The 22,306-nt window shown below is 62.7% G+C and carries 21 protein-coding genes; 16 read left to right on the top strand and 5 right to left on the bottom strand.

The window, feature by feature from the left end:
* Positions 1-69 precede the first annotated feature (69 nt).
* From M9924_20215 to M9924_20170, 10 genes are all read left to right on the top strand, one after another.
* On the top strand, positions 70-885 hold the full coding sequence (locus M9924_20215; protein ID MCO5066714.1) for an enoyl-CoA hydratase/isomerase family protein: 816 nt from the start codon (positions 70-72) through the stop codon (positions 883-885).
* The gene (locus M9924_20210; protein MCO5066713.1) at positions 882-2,555 is read left to right on the top strand and encodes an acyl--CoA ligase; all 1,674 of its coding nucleotides are present in this window, start codon (positions 882-884) and stop codon (positions 2,553-2,555) included. Before M9924_20215 ends, M9924_20210 begins: the two co-directional genes overlap by 4 nt.
* Positions 2,552-4,054, top strand: a complete 1,503-nt coding sequence (locus M9924_20205) for an extracellular solute-binding protein (GenBank protein ID MCO5066712.1) — start codon at positions 2,552-2,554, stop codon at positions 4,052-4,054. Before M9924_20210 ends, M9924_20205 begins: the two co-directional genes overlap by 4 nt.
* Before the next feature lie 49 nt (positions 4,055-4,103).
* Positions 4,104-5,861, top strand: coding sequence for an ABC transporter permease subunit (locus tag M9924_20200; GenBank protein MCO5066711.1), 1,758 nt, complete (start codon positions 4,104-4,106; stop codon positions 5,859-5,861).
* Positions 5,851-6,975, top strand: coding sequence for an ABC transporter ATP-binding protein (locus tag M9924_20195; protein MCO5066710.1), 1,125 nt, complete (start codon positions 5,851-5,853; stop codon positions 6,973-6,975). Before M9924_20200 ends, M9924_20195 begins: the two co-directional genes overlap by 11 nt.
* Positions 6,976-7,098: 123 nt before the next feature.
* Positions 7,099-8,562, top strand: a complete 1,464-nt coding sequence (locus M9924_20190; protein ID MCO5066709.1) for an amidase family protein — start codon at positions 7,099-7,101, stop codon at positions 8,560-8,562.
* 84 nt (positions 8,563-8,646) lie between these two features.
* The gene (locus tag M9924_20185; GenBank protein MCO5066708.1) at positions 8,647-8,958 is read left to right on the top strand and encodes a hypothetical protein; all 312 of its coding nucleotides are present in this window, start codon (positions 8,647-8,649) and stop codon (positions 8,956-8,958) included.
* Positions 8,955-9,779 carry an enoyl-CoA hydratase/isomerase family protein gene (locus M9924_20180; protein ID MCO5066707.1) on the top strand — a complete coding sequence of 275 codons (825 nt, stop codon included), beginning with the start codon at positions 8,955-8,957 and terminating at the stop codon, positions 9,777-9,779. The genes M9924_20185 and M9924_20180 overlap by 4 nt, the downstream gene beginning before the upstream one ends.
* 268 nt (positions 9,780-10,047) lie before the next feature.
* Positions 10,048-10,668: a hypothetical protein gene (locus tag M9924_20175; GenBank protein MCO5066706.1), complete on the top strand. Its 621-nt coding sequence runs from the start codon at positions 10,048-10,050 to the stop codon at positions 10,666-10,668.
* Positions 10,665-11,252 carry an RES family NAD+ phosphorylase gene (locus tag M9924_20170; GenBank protein MCO5066705.1) on the top strand — a complete coding sequence of 196 codons (588 nt, stop codon included), beginning with the start codon at positions 10,665-10,667 and terminating at the stop codon, positions 11,250-11,252. The genes M9924_20175 and M9924_20170 overlap by 4 nt, the downstream gene beginning before the upstream one ends.
* 172 nt (positions 11,253-11,424) lie before the next feature.
* Here M9924_20170 and M9924_20165 read toward each other — a convergent pair whose 3' ends face one another.
* Positions 11,425-11,625: an SDR family oxidoreductase gene (locus M9924_20165; GenBank protein MCO5066704.1), complete on the bottom strand. Its 201-nt coding sequence runs from the start codon at positions 11,623-11,625 to the stop codon at positions 11,425-11,427.
* A 451-nt stretch (positions 11,626-12,076) separates the two neighbouring features.
* Entirely contained in the window at positions 12,077-13,072 is a 996-nt protein-coding gene (locus tag M9924_20160) for a hypothetical protein (GenBank protein MCO5066703.1), read from the bottom strand.
* A gap of 142 nt (positions 13,073-13,214) precedes the next feature.
* Between M9924_20160 and M9924_20155 the strand changes: the two genes are divergently transcribed.
* The 6 genes from M9924_20155 (at position 13,215) to M9924_20130 (ending at position 19,183) form a co-directional block, all read left to right on the top strand.
* Entirely contained in the window at positions 13,215-14,006 is a 792-nt protein-coding gene (locus tag M9924_20155) for an aldolase/citrate lyase family protein (GenBank protein ID MCO5066702.1), read from the top strand.
* Between the two features lie 42 nt (positions 14,007-14,048).
* Entirely contained in the window at positions 14,049-14,987 is a 939-nt protein-coding gene (locus M9924_20150; GenBank protein MCO5066701.1) for a DUF6282 family protein, read from the top strand.
* Between the two features lie 107 nt (positions 14,988-15,094).
* Positions 15,095-15,814 (top strand): SDR family oxidoreductase, encoded by a 720-nt coding sequence (locus tag M9924_20145; GenBank protein MCO5066700.1) that lies wholly within the window; start codon positions 15,095-15,097, stop codon positions 15,812-15,814.
* A 50-nt stretch (positions 15,815-15,864) separates the two neighbouring features.
* A complete protein-coding gene (locus tag M9924_20140) occupies positions 15,865-16,653 on the top strand; it encodes an IclR family transcriptional regulator (GenBank protein ID MCO5066699.1) in 789 nt (262 codons plus the stop codon).
* Positions 16,654-16,818: 165 nt separating this feature from the next.
* Positions 16,819-17,910 carry an amidohydrolase gene (locus M9924_20135; GenBank protein ID MCO5066698.1) on the top strand — a complete coding sequence of 364 codons (1,092 nt, stop codon included), beginning with the start codon at positions 16,819-16,821 and terminating at the stop codon, positions 17,908-17,910.
* Entirely contained in the window at positions 17,900-19,183 is a 1,284-nt protein-coding gene (locus tag M9924_20130; GenBank protein ID MCO5066697.1) for an amidohydrolase, read from the top strand. Before M9924_20135 ends, M9924_20130 begins: the two co-directional genes overlap by 11 nt.
* Before the next feature lie 17 nt (positions 19,184-19,200).
* Here M9924_20130 and M9924_20125 read toward each other — a convergent pair whose 3' ends face one another.
* The 3 genes from M9924_20125 to M9924_20115 form a co-directional block, all read right to left on the bottom strand.
* Positions 19,201-19,941, bottom strand: coding sequence for a TetR family transcriptional regulator (locus tag M9924_20125; GenBank protein ID MCO5066696.1), 741 nt, complete (start codon positions 19,939-19,941; stop codon positions 19,201-19,203).
* Between the two features lie 192 nt (positions 19,942-20,133).
* Complete coding sequence (locus M9924_20120; protein MCO5066695.1) at positions 20,134-20,886, bottom strand: hypothetical protein; 753 nt, start codon at positions 20,884-20,886, stop codon at positions 20,134-20,136.
* A 133-nt stretch (positions 20,887-21,019) separates the two neighbouring features.
* Positions 21,020-22,294, bottom strand: coding sequence for a Rieske 2Fe-2S domain-containing protein (locus tag M9924_20115; GenBank protein MCO5066694.1), 1,275 nt, complete (start codon positions 22,292-22,294; stop codon positions 21,020-21,022).
* Positions 22,295-22,306 lie beyond the last annotated feature (12 nt).

Below are 22,306 nucleotides of genomic sequence, written 5' to 3'. Positions count from 1 at the left end.
AAATATACGTACAAAAAATACTGCAATTCAATGAGGGCGAAGCCGTCCTGTCGGGGTAGGGAGTATTCCATGACCGTCAGTTATGCCGTCAACGACGGTATCGCTCATATCGTGCTGGACAACGGAAAGATGAATGTTCTGACGCCAAAGATGCACAAAACGTTTTTCGACATTCTCGAACGTTTTGATCTGGATCGGGAAGCGCGCGTCGGTCTGCTCTATGGCGCCGGATATGACGAGGGACGGTCGTTCTGCGCCGGTGACGACATCAAAAACCGCTACAAGCCGGAACGCACGAAGCAGCAGGAAATCGAGGCTCTGCTGTTCCTGCATCAGGATGAAAAGGACCCGACCCGACCCGGCTGGGAAGAGGATGTTTACCGAAAGCGCCGCTACAAGCCCATTGTGGCGGCAATCAGCGGCTACTGTCTCGGGGCCGGGTTCGCCTATGTCATGCAACATTCCGACCTCCGGATTTGCGACCATTCGGCGAAGCTAGGGTTTCCCGAAGTGGCGTTCGGTGCCGCCGGCCTCTCGGGGGTAGTGCGGTTGATGCAGCAGATCAGCCATGTGGATGCCGCATGGGTTGCGCTGACGGGCGAACATATTTGTGTCGGGCGGGCAAGAGAGATGCGGCTGGTCAACGAGGTCGTTTCGCCCGAAGCGCTGATGCCGCGTGCGCTCGAAGTCTGTTCGATGATTGCAGCGCATCCGCCGACATCCGTTCGGGTCGAGATGGAAGCGCTGGAGATCGGCCTGGAAATGAACCGCCATGAAGCGGCCCATTTCGGTCAACGCCTCTATCGCCTGCACCGCTTGAACTACCAAGGCTACGGCTCGGCAGAGGGCTTCTTCGCAGATCGTAAAACCGATGGCAAAAAATGAACATTCACTCCGCAGCTGATCTTCGCCACGAGTCATATGAGAAGCTAAGAAAAGCAGTGGAGGCCGCCGGTATCGCCCCCGATCTCGGCACGCTCCTCGATACTGCCGTCGCCCGGTACGCGGACCAGCCGGCATGGGTCCATGTGGAGCAGGACCTTCCCGATATTTCGTGGTCGCAACTGGGAGCGCGTGTTGCGCGCGCTGCAAATGCGCTGTGTGGCCTGGGCGCGGGGAAAGGGTCGCATGTGGGAGTGATGCTGCCCAATGTCCCCGACAGCCTGATTTCATGGCTGGCGATTGCGCGGCTGGGTGCGCGGATGATCCCGATCAATCCCGGCTACACGCCGCGCGAAATGAACTATTGGCTGACCGACGGCGATGTTGATACGCTCATCATAGACGTCACGCGTTTCGCCGTCTATGACGCCGTCGCTGCCGAGGCGCCGCTCCTGAAGAAGGAGCGCGTGATCACCTGGGGCGATGGGTCGGTGGCGGGCTTCCGGCGCTTCGACGAGCTTGTGGCGAATGCCGCGGTGCAATTCACGCCGCCGGTGTCGATCGACACTGACGACATCGTCAACATCCAGTATACTTCCGGCTCCACGGGCCTGCCCAAGGGTTGCCTGCTCTCGCACCGCTACTGGATCCAGTGCGGCGCGGTTATGAACGCGGCGTGGCCGAGCCTCAAGCGTATCCAATGCGACCTCCCGTTCCATTATATGGGCCCGTTGTGGCGCTTTGCTATGGCCGCGCATTCGGGCGCCGCGCTTTGCGTGCCGCCTTCATACAGCCTGTCGCGCTTCCGGGAGCGTTTGCGCTCGGGTCGCTATGACATGTCCTGGATGACAAATCCGGTCGCGATGCTGGATCCGCGCCCGGACGAGAGTGACCATGAGCTTACCATGATCGCCACCTTCGGAATGACCCCCAAATTGCAGACGTCCATTGCCCAGCGCTATGGCGTTCCGGTGCGCGATGCCTTCGGAATGACTGAAATCGGCTTCGGCTCCGCCGTTCTGTTGAGCGATGACAGCGTCATGGGAACCGGCAGCTGCGGAAAGCCCTTGCCATGGCGTGAAATGATGATTGCAGACGAGAAGGGCAACGCGCTTGGCGACAATGAGCTTGGCGAGCTGTGCGTCGCCGGACCCGGCATGCTGCAGGGCTATCACAAGAAACCGGAGGCGACTAACGCCGCATTTCGCGGCAAATGGTTTCGCACAGGCGATCTCGCGCGGCGCGACGAGCGCGGCTACTATTTCATCGTGGGCAGGGTCAAGGAAATGATCCGCCGCAGCGCCGAGAACATCTCCGTCACCGAGGTGGAAGGCGCACTGAGCCTGCATCCCGATGTGCAGAGCGTGGCGGTGCATGGCGTCAAGGACGCGCTGCGCGGCGAAGAGGTCAAGGCCTGCATCATCCTGCGCCCGCAACTCGATCCGACAAAATGCGACCCCATGGTCTTCATCGGGTTCGCCCGCGAGAATCTGGCGAAGTTCAAAGTGCCCCGCTACGTCCAGCTTTACGGCGGCTTCCCGATGACGCCGTCGAACAAGATTTCACGCAAGCGGCTGCAGGAGGGCGAGGGCGAAACCCTTTCGCAGACCTATGACGCACAGGAGGGCGTCTGGATCGACGATCCCGCCACGACAGAGGGGGTGGCTCCATGACGTCGTCCGAAGAGCAATTGAAGCTCGAGGTTTCGGATCCGAGCCATGCGGCGAAAATCAATAACCTGCAAAATGGCGCAAAAAGAACGCGCTGGCTGATCTGGGACAGTATGAAGCCGGTTGTCGCCGTAACTCACGGCAACCTTGCCGGCGCGTTTGAATCGAGACCTGACGATCGCCGCGAAGTGCACGATCTTGGCAAACTTTTCGTTTCGGGGCCCGCATTCGTGATGGTGCCTTGGTTCTTCGGCCAAAAAAGCAGGCCAAGGACATGCTGCTTCTGGGGCGCGACTTACTCGAAGCGACCACGATGTCCGCGGCGATCAGCAGCCGCGGCAGTTCCTACCACTAGAAACCCACCGCACATCGAAAGGATGTATACGGACATGCTCGGGATCCATTCAGGGAAGAATCTGGCTGCGACCGGCAGCCTGGCTTTCGCAATCACCCTCGCCATCACCGGCTACAGCGGCGATACGGCCGCGGCGCAGACAATGTCAGGCGCCCCCATCAATGGTGATGGACAGCCGTTTCTCGTTTGGACGGAAGGTGGTAGCCAGGACTTCCAGAACGCCCTCATGGACACCTACCTCAAGGGCTTCGCGAAGGACACCGGGTTCGTCCCGTCCACAGACGCCTTCTGCTGCGGCACAAGCAACCTGCAGCAGCAGGTAGACTCGGGCAACGTCAAGTGGAGTGTCCTGCAGTTTTCCAGCCAGGCAGAGTTCGAGGCGGCCAAGAAGGCCGGCCTGCTCGAGAAGCTCGACCCGGAGGTCGTTCAGACGAACAAGCTCGAGCCGGGCAGCTACGACGACTATGGGTTCCAGACGTTCCTGAGCGCTTTCGTCGTCGGCTACTTGCCAGCGTCTTATCCGGACGCGAGCACGACTCCTCAGAAGTTCGATGATCTCTTCGACACGAAGAACTTCCCCGGCAAGCGCTGTCTGTACAAGTACCCGGAGTTCAATGGCCTGCTCGAGGGTGCCCTCATGGCGGACGGCGTTCCCCCGACTGAGGTGTATCCGATCGACATCAACCGCGCGTTCGCCAGGCTCGCGCAGATCAAGTCGGACATCGTCTGGTACGACTCGGGTTCGCAAGCCACTCAGCTGCTCGCCAACGGCACCTGCAAAATGGCCCAGATCCTTAACGGGGTCGCGCAAAGCGCACACGCGAACGGAACCGAAATCACGATCAGGTGGGACCACACGGTCCTCGTGCCTGCGATGATGGCCTTACCGAAGAACGGGCCGAATCAGGCCGCGGGCCAGGCGTTCCTCGGGCGCATGATCTCGAACTCCCAAGAGGGCGTGGACTTCCTCAAGTACGTGGCCTACCCGCTGCCGATGAAGTACGAGAACGTGCCGGGAGATGTCCTCAAGTGGGCTCCGCTCGGAAAGAACCTGAACGGGACGATGGTTGAAAACTGGGAGTGGTACGCCAACAACATCAAAGAAGTGACCGACAAGTTCAACAACTTCCTGGTCACCGGACAGTGATGATGCGCGCGGCATCCGCCCATCTCGACGGCCAAGCGGGAAAGAGCGCATGACCAGCATGCGCGTGATTGGGGGCCGGCGCTCCGGAGTGCACCGGCCCGCACTCTGGCAGTGGTTCGCTGTGGCGCCCGGCTTTTTGCTCGTCGTCGCGCTGTTGATCTACCCCCTGGTCAATATCGCCCTTCGCAGCTTCAACCCGGACGGCGAGGCGGCGATCTCGAGCCACGGCATGACGTGGGCGAACTATATCGGCCTGTTCAACGATCCTGCAGCGCGGATCATCCTCCACAACACCTTCGTCGTCGCCGGCATTGCCGCCGTCATCTCGCTCATTGTCGCCTACCCTATGGCGATGTTCATATGCCAACTGCCGACGCGGTCTCGCCGTATCGCCCTGTGGTTCCTGTTGCTCCCTCTGTGGACGTCGGTCGTGGTGCGGATGTACTCGCTGCAGCTGATCCTGGGACAGGCCAATATTCTCTACACCCAGACCGCGGCCATCATCGGCATGACCTCCTACCTTGTGCCATACCTCGTTCTCATCCTCTATAGCGGGATGTCGCGCATCGATCCGACTCTGATGGTAGCGTCCAGGGTTCTCGGTGCGAGTCCATTGCGGACGCTGCGGCTGATCTTCATGCCCCTCGCCAGCTCTGCGACGTGGGCCGGTCTCATGCTCACATTTGTCATAGGACTTGGCTTTTTCATCACCCCTGCGCTGCTCGGCGGCAGCGGCGACATGACCGTCGCCATGTACATCCTTCAGCAGGTCCGCATCAACGACTGGGGCTCCGCGAGCGCGATGGGTATGTGTCTGCTCGTGATCGCTGTCGTCCTCTACCTGGCGATCGACCGACTGTTTGGAATCGATCGACTTGCGACGGTCGGAGCGGACGGGAGTGGGCTCGGGACGAGTTCCGGCACGTACCGCTGGATGCCACGCTGGATGCGGTTGTTCCTCGGCTGGTGGTCGGGTGTCGCGTTCGCCGCGCTGACTCTTCCACTCGTCTACGTGATCGTCGTTTCGTTCTCATCGAAGTCCTATCTGAGCTTTCCGCCGCCCGCGCTTTCGACGAAGTGGTACGCGGCGCTGTTCTCCGACCCGAGCTGGCAGAGCTCGATCATGCTCAGCCTGCGGGTCGGGCTCTGGGCGACCGTGATCGCGACCGTCGTCGGGCTTCTCACGGCACTCGCGCTGACCCGCTCCCGCGTGCTCAACAAAGGTCCAGTCCGGGTCGTTCTGATCCTCCCGGTGATCGTTCCCGTGACTCTGCTCGCTGTCGGCATCTACGACGTCGTGCTGCGCACGCGGACATCCGGTACGCTCCTCGGATTCGCGCTGCCACACGCGCTCCTCGCGCTTCCGTTCACTGCGCTGATCCTCGTGGGCGCACTCGCCCAGGTCGGTCAGTCGTACGAGCTTGCGGCGAGAACCCTCGGAGCCCGGCCGCTGCGCGCGTTCGCGTCGGTTACGCTGCCGCTGATCGTGCCCGGCCTCGCCGCGGCGGCAGCGATAGCATTCGTGACGTCGTGGGACGAAGTAGTGATAGCAATGCTGGTGCAGTTCATCACGCCGACTCTGCCCGTGAAGCTCTTCACCGTCGTCCAGGCGAGCTTCACACCGGTCGTGGCCGCCATGTCGAGCCTCATCCTCGTCGGGCTGGTGGTGGTGGTGGCGCTGGCCGAAATTGCGGGCTGGGCGCGGCGCCGAGGTGAATTGCGCGGCACGCCCAGGTCCGCGGTGGATGGGCTGATCCCCGACTCCGGGAACACGCCCGCAGCTAAGGAGTTCGTCGATGTCGAATGAGGCGTCACAGTCGGTTCATGACCAGGCCTTCGTAGAGATCTCGAACGTCACCCACTACTACGGCGACGTGCGCGCGCTGCGCGACGTCAGCCTGGGTGTCGCGCGCGGCGAGTTCCTGACGCTGCTCGGGCCGAGCGGGTCGGGCAAAACCACGCTGCTGCGCATCCTCGCCGGAATCGAGCTTCCACGCGCGGGCGCCGTCCGGATCAGAGGACGCGACGTTACGCTGCTCCCACCAGAGGCTCGCGGGATCGGTGTCGTCTTCCAGAACTACGCGCTCTTCCCGCACATGTCGGTGAGCGCGAACATCGGCTATCCACTGCAGGTCCGGCGGCTACCCAAGGCGCAGATCCGAACGCGTGTGGATGAGCTACTGGATCTCGTCGACCTCGCCGGCTACGGTCCGCGGCGCCCGAGCGAGCTGAGTGGCGGACAACAGCAGCGCGTGGCGCTGGCGCGCGCGCTGGCCTTCAACCCGGAGCTCCTCCTGCTCGACGAGCCGTTCGGCGCCCTCGATCGCCGGCTGCGTGAGCAGTTGGGCCTCGCTGTACGGCTTGTGCAGCGTGAGCTCGGCGTCACGACGATCTTCGTGACGCACGACCAAGATGAGGCGTTCACGATGTCGACCCGCATCGCCGTAATGCATGGGGGGAGGCTGATGCAGATCGCGGATCCGACGACCATCTACCGCACACCGAGCGACATCTACAGCGCGCGGACGATCGGCGCACTCAACGAGTTTCAAGGAACAATCGTATCCGAACCGGGTGAGCGTGTCTCGATCCGGATCACCGACGGCTCGGTGCACCAGGATGTCCGCACCCATCCCGCCGAACTCCGCCGCGGAGCGCCGGTCAACTGCGCTGTCCGTCCCGAGCACGTGCGCGTCTCGCATGAGCGCGTGGGCCAGTCCGACTTCCCGTCCACCGTGCTGGCGGCCATCGAAGGTGGCGGCTGGCGGAGATTCCAGGTCAAGACCGTGCACGGGCTCGTCCTGATGTCGACGGACAGTGGCCGCTCGTCGGCTGTCAACGATGGAGACGATGCCTATGTCGGCTTTGCCGACAACACGCTGATGATGTTCGACGCTCAGAGCGGTTCGAGACTTATCTGATCGAGGCAAATCGACAGGTCCTGACCCGAGGGCTCGCGGGCACAATGCAAGTATGGCTACTCCAACCGATCTGCCAGCAAGTCGGCAGTCACGTGATCATCAGACGAGAGAGTGGGAAGAGATATGAACGAGATGACGTCCGAGGCACTGGCGAATGTGGACCGTGCGACGGAGGCGTTGCAGGGCGTGGCCGAGCGCGCCCCGAACCTGCGTGCTCTCATCTCGTCCAACGAGAAACTCCGTGAGGAGGCCGAACGTGTCGACCGCGGCCACGCCTCGCTAGCCGGCCGCGTCATCGTGATCAAGGACAACATCGACACGATTGATCTCCCGACCACGTGCGGATCGTTCGCGCTGGACCGGACGGCCCGGGATGCCGACCTGGTCGTCCGGCTGCGGCGTGCCGGCGTGCTGACCCTCGGCAAGGCAAATCTGTCGGAGTGGTCCCACTTCCGGGCACACCGCGCACCCCGCGGCTGGAGCGCACGGGGAGGGCTCACGCAAAACCCGTTCGTCCTCGATCGAACGGCGGGAGGCTCCAGTTCCGGGTCGGCGGCGCTCGTCGCGGCGGGCGTGGTCGATCTCGCGATTGGCACCGAGACCGACGCATCCATCGTCGAACCCGCCGCGTTCTGCGGCGTCGTCGGGCTCAAACCGACGGTTGGTCGAATCTCGCAGGACGGGATCGTCCCTATTTCGCACACCATGGACACAGCGGGCCCGATCACGCGTACGGTGCGGGATGCCGGAATCCTCCTGGATGTTATCAGCACCACGATGCGCGACGAGCGAGGCGAAACGACGGCTACCTTCGCCACCAGCTCCGCGGCGTCCGCCCGGGGAATGCGCGTCGGACTTCTGTCGCGCGACTACTGGACGGAACGTGTGCCTGGGCTCGATGAGTTCGTCGACGCCGTAATCGAGGTGCTCGGGGCGAGCGGGGCGGACATCGTCGACGAGCTGACCGTGCCTAATCTCGACATCCTCGGCCAGTCCGGACTCCAGAGTCTCGTGCAGAAAAGCGAGTTCGGCCCCGATCTCGCGGCGTATCTAGCCGGTCGCGGCACTCCTGGCTCCCGGTCGCTGGAGGACCTGATCCGCTTCAACAACGAGCACCCCGAGCTGGAAATGGCCCATTTCGGCCAGGAGGCGTGGCTCTCGTGCCTCGACGCGCCAAGCACCGAGTCCGCCGAGTACAAGGAAGCCGTGGCGCGCATTGTTGAGTTGGGTGGTGCGCACGGAATCGACGCGGCCCTCCGCGACGCAGCTGCGGACGTTCTCATCGCACCGTTCTTCGGACTGCCTTGGAAGGCCGACGTCGACGGCGGGGTGCCCAGCAGGGTGAGTTGGGCAGCCGATCCGCTGACGGCTGCGTCGACGGCGGGATATCCTGTCATGACTGTTCCCATCGGCAGCCGCTACGGGCTTCCGGTTGGGATGACGATCCTGGGTACAGCCTGGAGCGAACGGAAAATGCTTGCCGTGGCGGCCTCGATCGAGCGCGGTCTCGATCTGTATCTGCGACCGGGATTCCTGACAACGGTTCCAGAGGAAGCGCCAGCATCGGTTCGCGATTATTCGGAGTGACCATGCTGTCGCCGCGGCCGATCACCAGCCGCGGCAGTTCCTACGACTAAATACCCACTTCACATCGGAAGGATGTACACGGACATGCTCGGGATCCATTCAGGGAAGAGGCTGGCTGCCACCGGCAGCCAGGACTTCCAGAACGCTCTCATGGACACCTATCTCAAGGGCTTCGCGAAGGACACTGGGTTCGTCCCGTCCACGGACGCCTTCTGCTGCGGCACGAGCAACCTGAAGCAGCACGTGGACACGGGGCAACGTCAAGTGGAGCGTGCTGCAGTTTTCCAGCTGGGCGGAGTTCGAGGCCGCCAAGAAGGCCGGCCTGCTCGCGAAGCTCGACCCGAAGGTCATCCCGCCGATGTCGCCATCGCCGTGACCGTAGAGGATCAGAAATGACTGTTCCTATGCCGCTTACCGAGATGCGGGAAGATGTCCTGTACATCACGCTGAACCGCCCGGAAAAGCTCAACGCGCTGACGCCAGAGATCTACAGCTTCATCGGCGACCGTATGGAGGAAGCCAGCACTGATCCGGCCTGTCGCGCCGTGGTGCTGCGTGGCAAGGGCCGCGCCTTCTCGGCGGGCTTCGATCTTTCGCTCCAGATGCGGGACCTCTCGTCCGAGGACAAGCTGCATTCCCTGCACGAGATCGCCAACCGCGCGCGCTGGGCGGTGTGGCGCTGCAAGAAGCCGGTGATCGCGGCCATCCATGGCTATTGCATGGGCGGGGCGTTCGAACTGGTCCTGCCCTGCGACTTCACCATCGCAACCGAAAGCTGCCGGTTGGGCGAGCCTGAAATCCTGTTCGGTGAAGGGCCTGCCTTTCTGATGGTGCCTTGGCTCGTCAACCACAAGATCGCCAAGGACATCCTGCTGACCGGCCGCCAGTTCACCGCGCCTGAAGCGCTTCGGATGGGCATCGTCAGCACGGTAGTGGCGGATGACGAACTGGACGCTGCTGTGGAGGCGCTGACGCAGACCTTGCTGCGCCTGCCGCCATCGGCGGTATCCATCAGCAAGGCCGGCATCAACCGCACCTATGAAACGCAAGGCATGACCGCGCATATCAACAGCTGGGTCGAGGCGGCGGCCTATCTCTCGCTGATCGATGACGTAACCGGCACCGAATTCTTGCGCCGCGTGAAGGAGGAAGGCCCGAGCGCCGGCATCCGGTGGCGCGCGCAATATTACGCCGGCAAGAGCGCCGATGGAGGCTAGATGTGAGCTATCAGGAGGTTGTCCATTCGGACCGGACCGAGGAGACTGGAGCTACCAGACTTCAGCATCCACCGGAGGGTCTAGGGCTTGTGCAGCGCATGACGTGACAGCGACGCTCCAGCCACGATGGTTGCGTTCGTTGCTCTGGTTGACAAAGTTGCTTTGCACGCCATATTGTTGGGGCATAGAGGTGAGACACATGGCAGACAAAGCGCAAGCCAAAGCTTCGGCCCCCCCCGCGAAGGCTCGCGGCGCGGGCGTTCTGACAATGTTCACGATGAAAGGTGATCCGACCAAGGCGTTAGCCGGCTTTAAGCTGCCAGCCGACGCGCGTGTGGCGATCATTTCGGGAAAGCCCGAGTCCGTTCGGGCGATCAAAGCGTCTGTCCGTGGCCGCGTCGCCCGCGTGACGGAGGTCGTGGAGCAGGTCCCGCGCCCTTCGGTGAGCGAGCGCAAGCCCGCGGTAGACAAGTCGGCCTTCGAGCCGGACGCTCGCAGCCGTGCGATGCTCGAAGGGGTCCGCATTGCGCAAGAGGATTTGCGAGAGGCTGGCGGAGCTTACGACCTTGACCAGGTCCGCACCCTCATGCGTGGTGTTTCCCGTCAGGCAATCGACAAGCGCGTGCAGGAGGGATCCTTGCTTGCGGTGCCTGGCCCGAGCAATCGTCGCAGCTACCCCACGCTACAGTTCAACCGCGACGGCACAGTGGTGCCCGGACTCAAAGCCGTTCGCGAGGCGCTGCAGACCAGTAATTCCTGGACTGTCCTCAACTTCCTTGCTCATCCCGATGTGCGGTTGGGAGACCATAAGCCGATTGAGCTGCTCAGGTCGGGTCAACTAGAGCTCGTGCTTGAAGCGGCGAGGCGGCATGGTGAGCAGGGGGCGTGAGCGGGCCGCTTCCTCCCGCTGACCTCACTAGTCGACTGCCCGAAGTTGTGGAACTCCCAGCGGGGCAGGAGATCCATCGCTTCTACACGTCCAAATGGAACCCGATCTTTTTTGATCGGTCGCAGGACGGCCGGTTCAACGCGCCGGACGGTTCGTATGGCGTGCTTTACGCGGCAAAGCAAACTTATGGCGCGTTCGCCGAGACCTTTCTGCGCACGCCCGGACGTACCCTCATCGACGCAGACATGCTCAAGCGGAAAGCTTATGTTCGCCTCCGCGTCGAACGCGACCTGAAAGTCATCCGACTTGCCGGGCCTGGCCTTGCTCGGGTCGGGGCGACCGCCGAAGTTGCACACGGCGGATTGCCTTACGACCTGCCCCATGCCTGGTCACGTGCGCTATCCGATCACCCCATTGACGCGGACGGCATCGCCTATCATGCCCGGCACGATGACACGGAGCTCTGCTACGCGATCTTCGAGCGTGCAGCGGATGCCGTTTCCGAGGCTGAGCGCCAACTTGATCTCGATCAGGATTGGTTCTGGCTGATCGCCGTACGCTACGGAGTGGGTCTGGCACCCTAGGGCAAGACTAGGTTTGATTGCCGATTAATGGCGGGGTCATCGGGCGCCTTACAACTAGGTGCTCGCGCTCTTTTTCATAAACGAGGAGCCGTCAACGACCTGAAGCTCTCAGAGGCCTTTCCGCTCACCAGCGGTGCGTACCGGATCTGAAGCGGCACGCCGTTAGAGCGGTTCAAGAGATCTTTGGCGGCGTCGTGAGAGTGAGTCCCATTTCCAGCGAGATCCGGCGCGCGGCACCGCCGCTCCTGACGCCGCCATCCACCAAAATATCCTCGCCGGTGATGAAGCCGGCCCCGTCGCTGACGAGGAAAAGCAGGAGGTTGGCAACGTCCTCGGGCCTGCCGAAGCGACCGAGCGGCGTGGCCTGCGCCATGGCTCCAGATGCGGCTCACCGGCATTCGCGTCGGTGACGATGGTCCCTGGACACGTCGCGTTGACCCTGATGTTCCCGTCCGCATATTCCAAGCCCGGGAACGCACCAGTCAGATTGGTCGCGATCAGCCGTTCCCAATCCTTGCGCGGGGTCCCCGTGATCCCGGTCCGGTTTAGAATGGCGGCGTTGTTGACCAGCGTCGTAACCTTGCCCTTCCAGGCAAGCGCCCGTGCGAGAACCGCGGTCCACTGCGCCTCGTCCGAGACGTCCAGACTGAAGAAGATGGCTTGTCCCCTTCTCCATTGATCCGGTCGGTGACGGCGCCACGCGCGGCCTCAAGCACGTCGCAAAGGACGTCAATATAGCGGAACCGAAGACACCTACATTGACACTGGAACGTTTCCCGGGGCGATCGGGCTTTTCGAGCCCTTGGAGCTCCGTGCCTGCGATTTCATGAATGCTGCTTTAAGAATCCGTCGCCAGGCAACGGATACTCTTCAGCATTCAAGACCCATCCGTCCTTCTGGGAAAAGTCGAGCCGCGGCGGTGCGAAGATGTCGACGAGCTGGTTGGCTCCCGAATCCATGCCCCTCGACGTATGGATCGCAGGCGGGGGAATGACGGTGACAGACGGAGACAGGACGTGCGGATGCTGGTCCTCGAGCCACGCATTCATGTCGACCGTCCAGGGCCACCGCATATGGTGTACAAACGATCCATCGAGCGCGAGCGAACACTGTTCGAAATCATCGTGATGGTGGGGCGACAGCTTCGTTATGTCGCGCGGACCCATCTGCACGGGAAGGAAATTCAGCATGACCGTCGTGCATCGCCAGATCCGCCCGAACCGCCCCGGCTGGTCCGGCACGTCGAGCGAATAGACGCGTATCTTGAACCCGGCCACAGGCTCAGGCCAAGCCTCGAACGGCGGCACGTGCGGATGCGGCTGCGCGAAGGCGGCGGCGTTGGCGCATTTGGCATTGAGGTCGGGCGACCGGGTCGAGAAGACGCGGACTACACGTCCTCCGGACGGCAGGCGGATCTCGCCCCGGCCGGGCGGCATGATGACGACGCTGTAGCCTGAGGCGGTTTCGGTTTGTTTGCCTGCTTCCGCCACGAACGGCGTCTCGCGGTCGGGTATCAGCACCATATACTCGTCAAGCTGCTCCGGCCGTGCGAACACCGCGCCGGCCCGGGCCTCGCTGTACGCGATGACGAAATTCTGGCCCCGGCAAAACCAGGTCCTGCCGTTGGCGTCGTCTTCCTGCGGATTATCATTGTAGAAAAGGCCGAACTCCGCTTTCGCGAAGGCATTGGCCGACGGTGCTTGGCGCGCGCCACCTTGGCTGAGCGCAGAGCGGGGATCCGATGGGTCGTACATCTTGTTTCGTGTCTTTCCAAAGCTACCGTGCGTCAACGCTTTAGCTTTACCGTTGACAGAAATCAAGTTTCGAAATTATCATATGAAGGGTGGCGAGATTCGCGATCTCTACGTTGTGACGATACCCAATTTGAACCGGCTTGCTTAGGCCAAGTCCGTTTAAGTGAAGAAATCCAGTTGCAAATTTGCGCTCTGTTTCGGGAATGAGATGATCAGTCGATTCAACCAGACCCGGCCCGGGTTTCGCCAGCGCCTCCTCGCAGGCGCCAGGCTGGTAGGCACCTTCATTAAGACGCCGACGGTGCATCCCACGGAAATCATCTGCAGCGTCGGCTTCGACTTCGTCGTCATCGACGCCGAGCATGCGCCCTTCGACCGCTGCGCCACCGACCTGGCTTTGCTGGCGGCGCGCGCGAGCAATGTCGCCGGGCTCGTCCGTGTGGCCGAGCCGACGGCGGCCAGCCTGCTCGCTGCGCTAGACGACGGCGCCGCAGGCGTGCTGATCCCGCACGTGTCCAGCCCGGAGAAGGCGCGGGATGTCGTCGGCGCCTGTCGATACCGCGGGGGACGACGCGGCTTCTCGAATTCGCCGCGCGCCGGAAACTACGGCGCCCTCGGATTCTGGGACCATGTCGACCGCCAGGACGAGGCGGTGGCTGTCATCGGCATGATCGAGGACCCCGAGGCGCTCGACCAGCTCGACGCGATCATGGCCGTGGAGGGGCTCGATGCCGTGTTCATCGGCAGGGGCGACCTGACCGTGGCCCTCGGCGCCGCTGGCATGGAATCGCCGGAGACGATGGCCGCGACCGGGAAGATCTGCGAGGCGGCCAAGCGTCGCGGCAAGCCGATCTGCATGATGGTCGCCGGCACGCCTGACGCCAAACGGTTCCATGCGCTCGGCGCCACAGCCTTCATCGTGTCCTCGGACCAGGGGCTGCTTCGGCAGTCCGCGACGAAAGTCATCGCGGAGTTCGACGAGTATCTTCCGCGTGCATGACGTGGCCTTGCCGGAACGCGGCTCAGACGTAGGGCGATCATGATGTCACAGACAGACACGCAAGCGGCGGAGCGTCGCGTCGATGCGCTCCTCGTCGGGGCGATCGACCCGCATGTGCATACAGGCCCGTCGATCGCCTCGCGCAGCGTCGACCATGTCGATCTGGCGCGCGCCGCATCCGCCGTCGGCATGAAGGCCATCGTGACGAAGGATCACGACTATGCGGGCGTGACGACCGCGGCGCTGATCGCCAAGCAGTTTCCCGACCTTTCGACCAAGGTGTTTTCGAGCATCGTGCTCAACAACGTCGTCGGCGGTCTCAATCCCTACGCGGTCGAGCACACCGCTGCCATGGGGGGGAAGATCGTCTGGTTGCCGACGCTGGCCGCCGAAAATCATCTCCGCTGGGAGAAGACGTTCAGCGGCACCCATCCGGGGTCCACCAAGAAGATGCGGGCCGCGCGCGCGGTCCCGGTGGTGGAGGGCGACGGAAGCGTGCGCGACGATGCCAAGGAAATTCTCGACATCGTTGCCCGCACAGATATGGCGCTGGCCAGCGGGCATCTTCATATCAGCGAGACATGGGCCGTCTTCGAGGAGGCGCAGCGGCGCGGCGTGAAGCGGCTCGTGCTGACGCATCCGGAGGAGATCGTCGATGCCTCACTCAGCGACGTTCGCAGGATCGCCGCCATGGGCGCCTATGTGGAGCATTCGCTGGCGATGTTCCTTGACGGCTGCGCCTTTGAGCCCCTCGAGTCCGAAATCCTTAAGGCGCATATCGACGCGGCCGGTGTCGGCAACACGATCTTGTGCACGGACCTAGGCCAGGTGGGCGCGCTCCATCCGATCGAAGGAATGCGGCGCGGAATCCAGCTTTGCATCGATCTGGGATATGCCGACGACGATATCCGCAGGATGGTGTCGACCAACACGGCCGCCATGCTTGGACTGGAAGACACGGTCGTAGGGGAAGCCGCATAGCGGTCGCTCAACGCTGTCACATCAGCCGGTGAGGCGCGGCGAGGACGCCTGCGTTCAGCGGGCCGGCGCGGGCGATTGCCGGTGACGGTCCGGGAGGAGGGTAGGGTATGACAGGCTTGGCGATCGTGACCGGCGCGACAGGCAGCATTGGCGAAGCGACCGTGGCGCGGTTGATGGTTGACGGCTGGACGGTCTTGTCCGCCGACGTCTCCCCGCCGAAGGATGCAGCGAAGCATCCGAATTTCGTGCAACTCGACGTGACATCGGCGCATAGCGTCACAAAGCTTTTCGAAGCCGTGGCGCCGCTGGGCGAAGTCCAGGCCCTGGTCATCAACCACGGAATCCTCGAACCCACCAGCGCTGCGACATATGACGAGGACGTTGTCCAGAAAACCCTCGAGGTAAATCTGAAAGGATCGCTTCGGGTTCTTCAGGCGGTCGCGCCTCACATGCGATCCCCGGCGTCGATCGTGCTGACGAGCAGCGTCACAGCATCGATCGGAGGCATCCAGGGGTCCTACATCTATCAGGCGACAAAGGCGGGACTGGAGCAGATCACGCGTCACTTCGCGGTCGCGCTCGGTCTTAGGGGTATTCGGGTCAACGCGGTCGCGCCGGGCATGATGGCGGATCCGATGCGCGGCTCGGGCGCGAAGGTTCGCGCAGCCACGCACACGGCAGGCGTCACGCGCAGCCGCGACAATCCGTTGGGCCGGCCGGTAATCGCCGCCGAGGTCGCCAACGTCATCGCGTTTCTGTGTTCCGACGAGGCGTCGGCGGTGGACGGCATCGTGTTGCGCGTCGATTGTGGCTTGTTGGCAGTATAACGCCGGATGGAATAGGGATATCCCGACTGCGGAGTACAGGGACTATAGTGATGGTTTTGGAATCGGAGTCCGGTGCGTCGGACGGTCTGCAAGGCAGCGTTTTCGGACTGCTGCTGATCGAGTATCTGGCCGACCAGGCCAGGCCGCTCAGCCTTACCGAGATTTCGACGGCCCTGACCCTTGGGAAGAGCCGCGTCTTCCGGCATTTGCAGACCCTCGTCGCCAACGGCTTCCTCGTCCAGGATCAAAGCACCGACCGGTATTCGATCGGGCCGAGGTCGCTCGCGCTCGGCATTTCGCTCGAACGCGGCAACGACCTTCTGGAACTGGCTTTGCCGGTGTTGAAGGAATTGCGCGATACGCTTGGCCACACGACCGTCATCTCGCAGTCGGAAACGGACGGGGTCAGGGTCCTCGCCACCGTGACCGGCCGCTCCATGATCGAAATCGGGGTTCGGAGGGGATCGCTTCTGGCGCTGCACGCCACCGCCCAAGGCAAGGTCGCCCTGGCCTTCGGCGAGCCGGACATCCAGCGCGTGACGCTGCGCCAGCCACTCGAGCGGCTGACGCCATATACCATCGTGGACCCGCTGCGGCTCAAGGCCGAACTGCGCCAGATCGAGGAGCAGGGCTGGGCATCGGCGTTCAACGAGATCATGGTCGGTCTGAACACGCTGGCCGCGCCGGTGCGGAATGCCGAGGGCAAGTTGATCGCCACCCTGGCCGTCGTCGATTCCATCCAGATGATAGCCGAAGAACCTTCCGCCAAGCAGATCCGGGAGACGACCCTCGCCGCCCTGCACCTGTCGGAGCGGTTGGGGTTCCGCCGGCAGGTCTGACTGGGCAGGGAAGCAGTGAGTCCCTCCGTCCTCAGCCTGCCGCGCTTCTATTGCCAAGCCTGACCAGATGTCTTCAGCGGTTGACAACCTCTATGTCGCACGCGAATAAAATCAGAATGTTTTTTCTGTGAACGGAACAGGTGCGGCCATGGGCGCGATCACTCCATGACGATTCGCGGATCGTCCCGAGCGCCGGAACCGCGGTTCGATCCGCCGGAAGGGCGCCTGATCGACGTGCATTTTCACGCAATGCCTCCGCGGTATCGCGATGCGGTGTTGCAGGCGCTGGGGACGTCGGTCCGCACGCCGGAATGGAGCCCCGATCTGTCCCTGTCGATGATGGATCGCCATGGCATCGGCTGCGCGGTGTTGTCGCTGTCGGCCCCAGGCGTCCACTTCGGCGACGATGCGCAAGCAAACGACCTTGCGCGGGCGTGCAACGACGACCTGGCCGCCGCGGCCGCATCCAGTCCCCGCATCGGCGCGTTCGCGGTCTTGCCGCTGCCCGATGTCGAACGGGCGTGTTCGGAGGCCATCCGGGCGCTCGATGACCTGCGCCTGGATGGCGTCGGCATCCTCACCGGCTATCGCGGCCGCTATCTCGGGCATCCGGACTATGATCCGCTGCTCGACGTGCTGGATGTGCGGCATGCCGTTGTCATGGTGCATCCAGCTGCCCATCCTTCAATCAAGCAGATCGCGCTCGGCGTGCCGAATTTCATGCTCGAATATCCGTTCGATACGACGCGGGCCGGCGTCAGCATGCTGTTTGCCGACGTGCTCGAACGCTTTCCCAACATCCGCTTCATCCTGTCCCATGGCGGCGGCACGCTGCCCTATCTCGCGTGGCGGATCGGCGCGATCGCCGAGCGCCAATTGTCCCGACCGCCGCCGCATGACCGGGCCCTGAAGGATCAGTTCCCCACTGCGCTTACCAGCCGCAACGAGAACCTGACGGCGGACCACCTCAAAGGCCTGATGCGGCGGTTCTATTTCGACGTGGCACTAACGGCGGACCCGGCTGGCCTTGGCGCGCTGGTCCATTTCGCCGACCCCGAGCGCCTCCTGTTCGGGAGCGATTGGCCCTATGCGTATGACGGCTTCGTGACCGACCAGCTTGGCTCCATGTCCGACATTGATCTCGTGCCTGCCGACGCCTGGCCTCGCATTGCCCAGCGCAACGCCCTGGCGCTCTTCCCGCGCTTCTCCTCGATTCTCGCGTCCCTCGGAACGGAAGGTGGCGGCCATGTCGCCTGAAACGGTAGTTTTGCGAGGATTGGATGCAGGCATCGCGGCCGATGTGGCCGCTGTCGAGGCGATCGACCATCATGCGCATCCGATGGCGCTCGGCATAGAACTGTCCGGCGATCCCGACCAGCCGATCCAGCCCTACGACTTTGGGCAACCTTTGCGGATGCGTCCGGACAATCCGGAATATTTGGACGCGTGGGCGGGCCTTTGGGGTTACGAGGATCGCGACTGGTCGCTCGCCAATCTCGCCCGCCTCGTCGAGCGTAAGGAGGCTGTGATAGCCGAGCAGGGCGCCGACTACAACGTCTGGATACTCAACCGGCTCAAGATTCGCACCATGATCGGCATCGCGCCCGGGCCGCTTGCATCACTGCCGCCGCCCCGTTTTCGCTGGTGTGCGTTTTCGGACTGGTTCCTGTGGCCGTTTCCCGTCGAAGGCGTCCTTTCGCCGATGCAGACGGGCTACCGGGCGACCAACGATCGGCTCACGCATGAACATAGTCCGGCTGGCCGGCCTAGCTCGGTGGACGCCTACATCGCAGACGTGATGATTCCCGTGCTGGCACGATACGCGGAGCAGGGGGCAGTCGGCATCAAGTTCCACGGGCCTTACAACAGGCCGCTGAATTTCGATTTCGTCGGCGCCGCGCACGCCGACGCGCTCTACGCGCGGGGTCTGGCGTCAGGGTCGCTTTCGGCAATCGACCATAAGGCGCTGCAGGATTTCCTGTTCGAGCGCCTCGTGATCCTCGCCGGCGAACAGCAACTCGTCGTCCAGATGCACACGGGCTACGGCGTGCGGCCAGACTTCGTCATCGCTGGCAGCAACCCGCTTCTGATGGAACGCATCGTTCATCTGGCCCATCGGACGAAATTCGTGCTGCTGCATGGCGGCTGGCCGTTCGTGCGGGAGACGGTTACGATGCTGGCCAACGAGAATGTTTTCACCGACTTCTCCTGCGCCTGCCTCTTCCATTACCCGCGCGCGCTCTCCCATCAGATCCGAGCGGCGCTGGAATGGTATCCGGAGAAGCTGCTTTACGGGACCGATGCCTATTCCGAGCGAGCCATCGCCATGCTCGCAGGGCTGCCGCCGAAGGCAAATCCGCTCGGCGGCTGGGAGGAGAAGGCGTGGCTGATGAACCGGACCGGCCGCACCGCCCTGGCGCTCGCCTTGAGCGGTATGCAGGTGGATGGAGAGATCGGTTCGGAACGCGTGGCGGAGTTGATCGACAAGGTCATGGGCGGCACCGCCGCCGAACTCTACCGGGGCCTGTAGTCAGAGAACGGCGCCGCTCATTCCGCGACGGGTTTGCGCGCTTTTGATACCGCAGGCTTGCGTGAGGGCTTGGGTTTGGTGGCGTTCGCTCCAAAGCCGGCAATCAGCACGGGCAGCAACTCTTCCATCATCGCATCGACATCCTTGGGATCGCAGAGTCCGTGCGACAATGTCTTGATGCGCTCGGGATTCGCGACCGTGTGGCTCAACAACGAAAGCATGACGTGGATGCGCCAGAAGACGGAAACCTCGGGCAGGCCCGGAACCGCCCTCAGAAAGGCCGAGGCGAAGCGCTGCTGGAATTTGTTCAGCAACTCGCTCGCCAGTTCCGCGGTCATCTGGCTGGTCCCGGCGCTCAGACGTGCCGTTATGATGACAAAGTTCCGATCGTTGCCGCCCTTTGCATACATCTCAAGGACGGGAAGCATGTAAGCTTTGATGAGCCGTTCCAGGAACTTCTCGTCCTTGGGCTGCAGCTCCGCCTCTTCCAGCATGGCTAGCCGCTTCTCGTTCATCACCGTGAGCTTGCGCTCGCAGGTGGCGCGAAGCAGGTCCTTCTTTGTTCCGAAGTGATAGTTGAGCTGCGAAAGGCCGACCCCGGCCACGTCCATGATGCGGCGTAGCGAAACCGTCTCAATTCCTTCTTCAGCAAACAGCTTCTCCGCCACGTTCAGCAGCTTGCGTTTGGTCTGGGGCCCCGTCTTCGGGCCCCGCTTGGCCGGCTGCTTCGATAATTCGGAATGCGTCGCAAGCGCCATTTGCGGTCCTTCAATACACCGAACGATGCGGGATCGAGTGCTGCGGCCGGGTGGCGGTCCGAATCGACCGCTGCCTGCGCCCTCGTAGGGAGACAATACTAGTAGGCTTCAACTCCTCACAATAGAGTAGAAGAACAGTTGTGCGTCAACGTGCAGCGAAAAGTCGGCTTCGCCACCTTCCGCCGCCGCGCCTCACGCGGCGCTGCACTCCCAGACTGGCGCCTTGGTGGTCGGTCTCCCGATGGAGCCCATGGCCATGCAGATCGCGCAATTCCAGACCGGCCGGCGCACGGCCTTGATGCCCGCCTTGATCGAATGGGCGTAGGAGCTCGTGGCCTCGCTGAGGCGCGATCGCCAGGTTGAGGGATAATTCTGCTGACCATAGATGCCGGCCAGTTTGAAACCCGACGGCCAGCAGGCGTTGCCTTCGACATCGTAGATGAGACGGTCGTCAGGCCCGAGAGGCTCGTTGTAGGAGAACAGCAGTTCGAGCGTCTCGCCGGCTGTGATGTTATTGTGCTGATGAATGGCGCGCGGTGGCGGCGGCATGATCGAGGTCGTATGGGGCGCCACCACCCTCTCCTCGACGAAGCGCACTTCGCTGTAGCCGGGCTTGGTGCCGCCGTCGAGCCGTTCGTACATCTTCCAGCGATCGACACCGCGGTAGCCGCAAGCGATAACCCAGAAGTTCCCGTGCTCGTGGACGGGCGACTGATAGTGCGGTGCGAAACCCGCGATCATCACGCCCATCGTTCCGTTTCGCAGCAGCATGAAGGTGCTTGTGGTCGCGTCGGAATGGCCGACCGGCACGGCAAGGCTAAGCAGATCGTCGCGACGCGACAATTCAGACAAAATGTCTGCGACCGCCGCCTGCTTTTCGGGCAATGGCGCGCTTTGCAGCATGATGTCTTTGGCCTCCTTGGCAAATTCCCTCACCGTGATCATTATACCCTCCTAAAGTCAAAAAATGGCCCGTCGATCTGCTCGTGTCAGGTTTTCCAGGGGAGCACCCTGACCGCACGAACCGGAACCCGTCAGGGACGACGACTGATTCCAGACCGTAGAAAAACTGGAAACTCTAAGCGACAGCTTCCGCCTCTGGGTTCTTCACGAGTTCGCGCCAGTTGCTGCCGGGAGGCAGGAAGCCTTCGCCCGCCAGCATCTTGGCTCCGTCGCCGGGCTTCGGCATCACCGGCTCGTTACCTTTCTCCAGTTCGGAAAGGGCAGCCAGCAGCAACCGGCGCGCACGTACGACACCCACATCCGCTGTGGCGATAAGGTGCTCCTTCGTGCGATCGACGATCGGGCCCATCGACACGACGACGGCCGAGTCCTCCGCAGCAAAGCCGGGAATGCCGCTGAAACTCTCGTTGCGCTTCATCGCCTCGCGGTTCTGGAACCAGCGGTTGGCAGCCGTGCCTTCGAACGTCTTGGAGTCGTTGTGGAGACCGACAGTATACATGGTGGGATCGCCCAGGATGGGATCGAGGCTTGCAACCGGTTTGTCCGGATCCCAAACGACGAGGTACATGTTGACATTGTAGTCGTCGACGGGAACCTCGAAGAGGTAGGACCGCGGCGGCACCACCGACGTGAACGGCAGCACGTAGCAATGGACGCGCGCAAACTTGCCACTTTGCCCCGCCATGTCGCCGTTGCGCAAGGCGGCGAGGTGGAAGCCGTAGCGTTCCAGGTCGGCGGCCTCGATCGCGGGCCGGATGTCTTGCGACTTAGCGTCCGAACGATCGTCCCTGATGATCGCCGCGATGTCCTTAGTTGCTTTGCCGGTGAACGGATCCCAGTCGTGATGCAGGATCGCCGCATGTGACGAATCCAGGTGACCTTCGAGGCACTGCAGCCAATTGCACCGCATGACCGTCTTGGTCGCCTGACGGTGGCCGTCCGGCGCGTCGAAAAAGGGCAGGTCGGGGAATTCTGGCATCTTGTCGGCCGGGCCGAGATAGACCCAGATGAGCCCGCCTGCCTCCCGGCACGGATATACCGTCGCGCGTACCTTTGCCGAAAGCTGCTGCTCGGCATTGGGTGCCTCGACCACCCCGCCGTCGACCGCGAATTTCCAACCGTGGTAGATGCAGCGCAATCCGTCCTGCTCGCAGCGCGCTAATGCGAGGGAGGCGCCGCGATGGGGACATGCCTCGTCGAAGAACCCGACGACGCCTTCCTCGTTGCGCCAGGCGACGAAGGCCTCTCCAAGGATTTCGACCCGAGCAAGGTCGCCCGCCGCCAGTTCGAGCGAAAGCATGGCCGGTATCCAGTAACGCCGGAACAGAGTGCCCATGGGCGTGCCCTTGTTGGTGCGTGTGAGCAGGTCGTTGTCCCGTGCGTTCAGCATTTCCATCTCCCT

The sequence above is a fragment of the Rhizobiaceae bacterium genome (assembly GCA_023953835.1).
Classification (GTDB): domain Bacteria; phylum Pseudomonadota; class Alphaproteobacteria; order Rhizobiales; family Rhizobiaceae; genus Mesorhizobium_G.
This window is presented reverse-complemented; position numbering and strand designations above follow the sequence as displayed.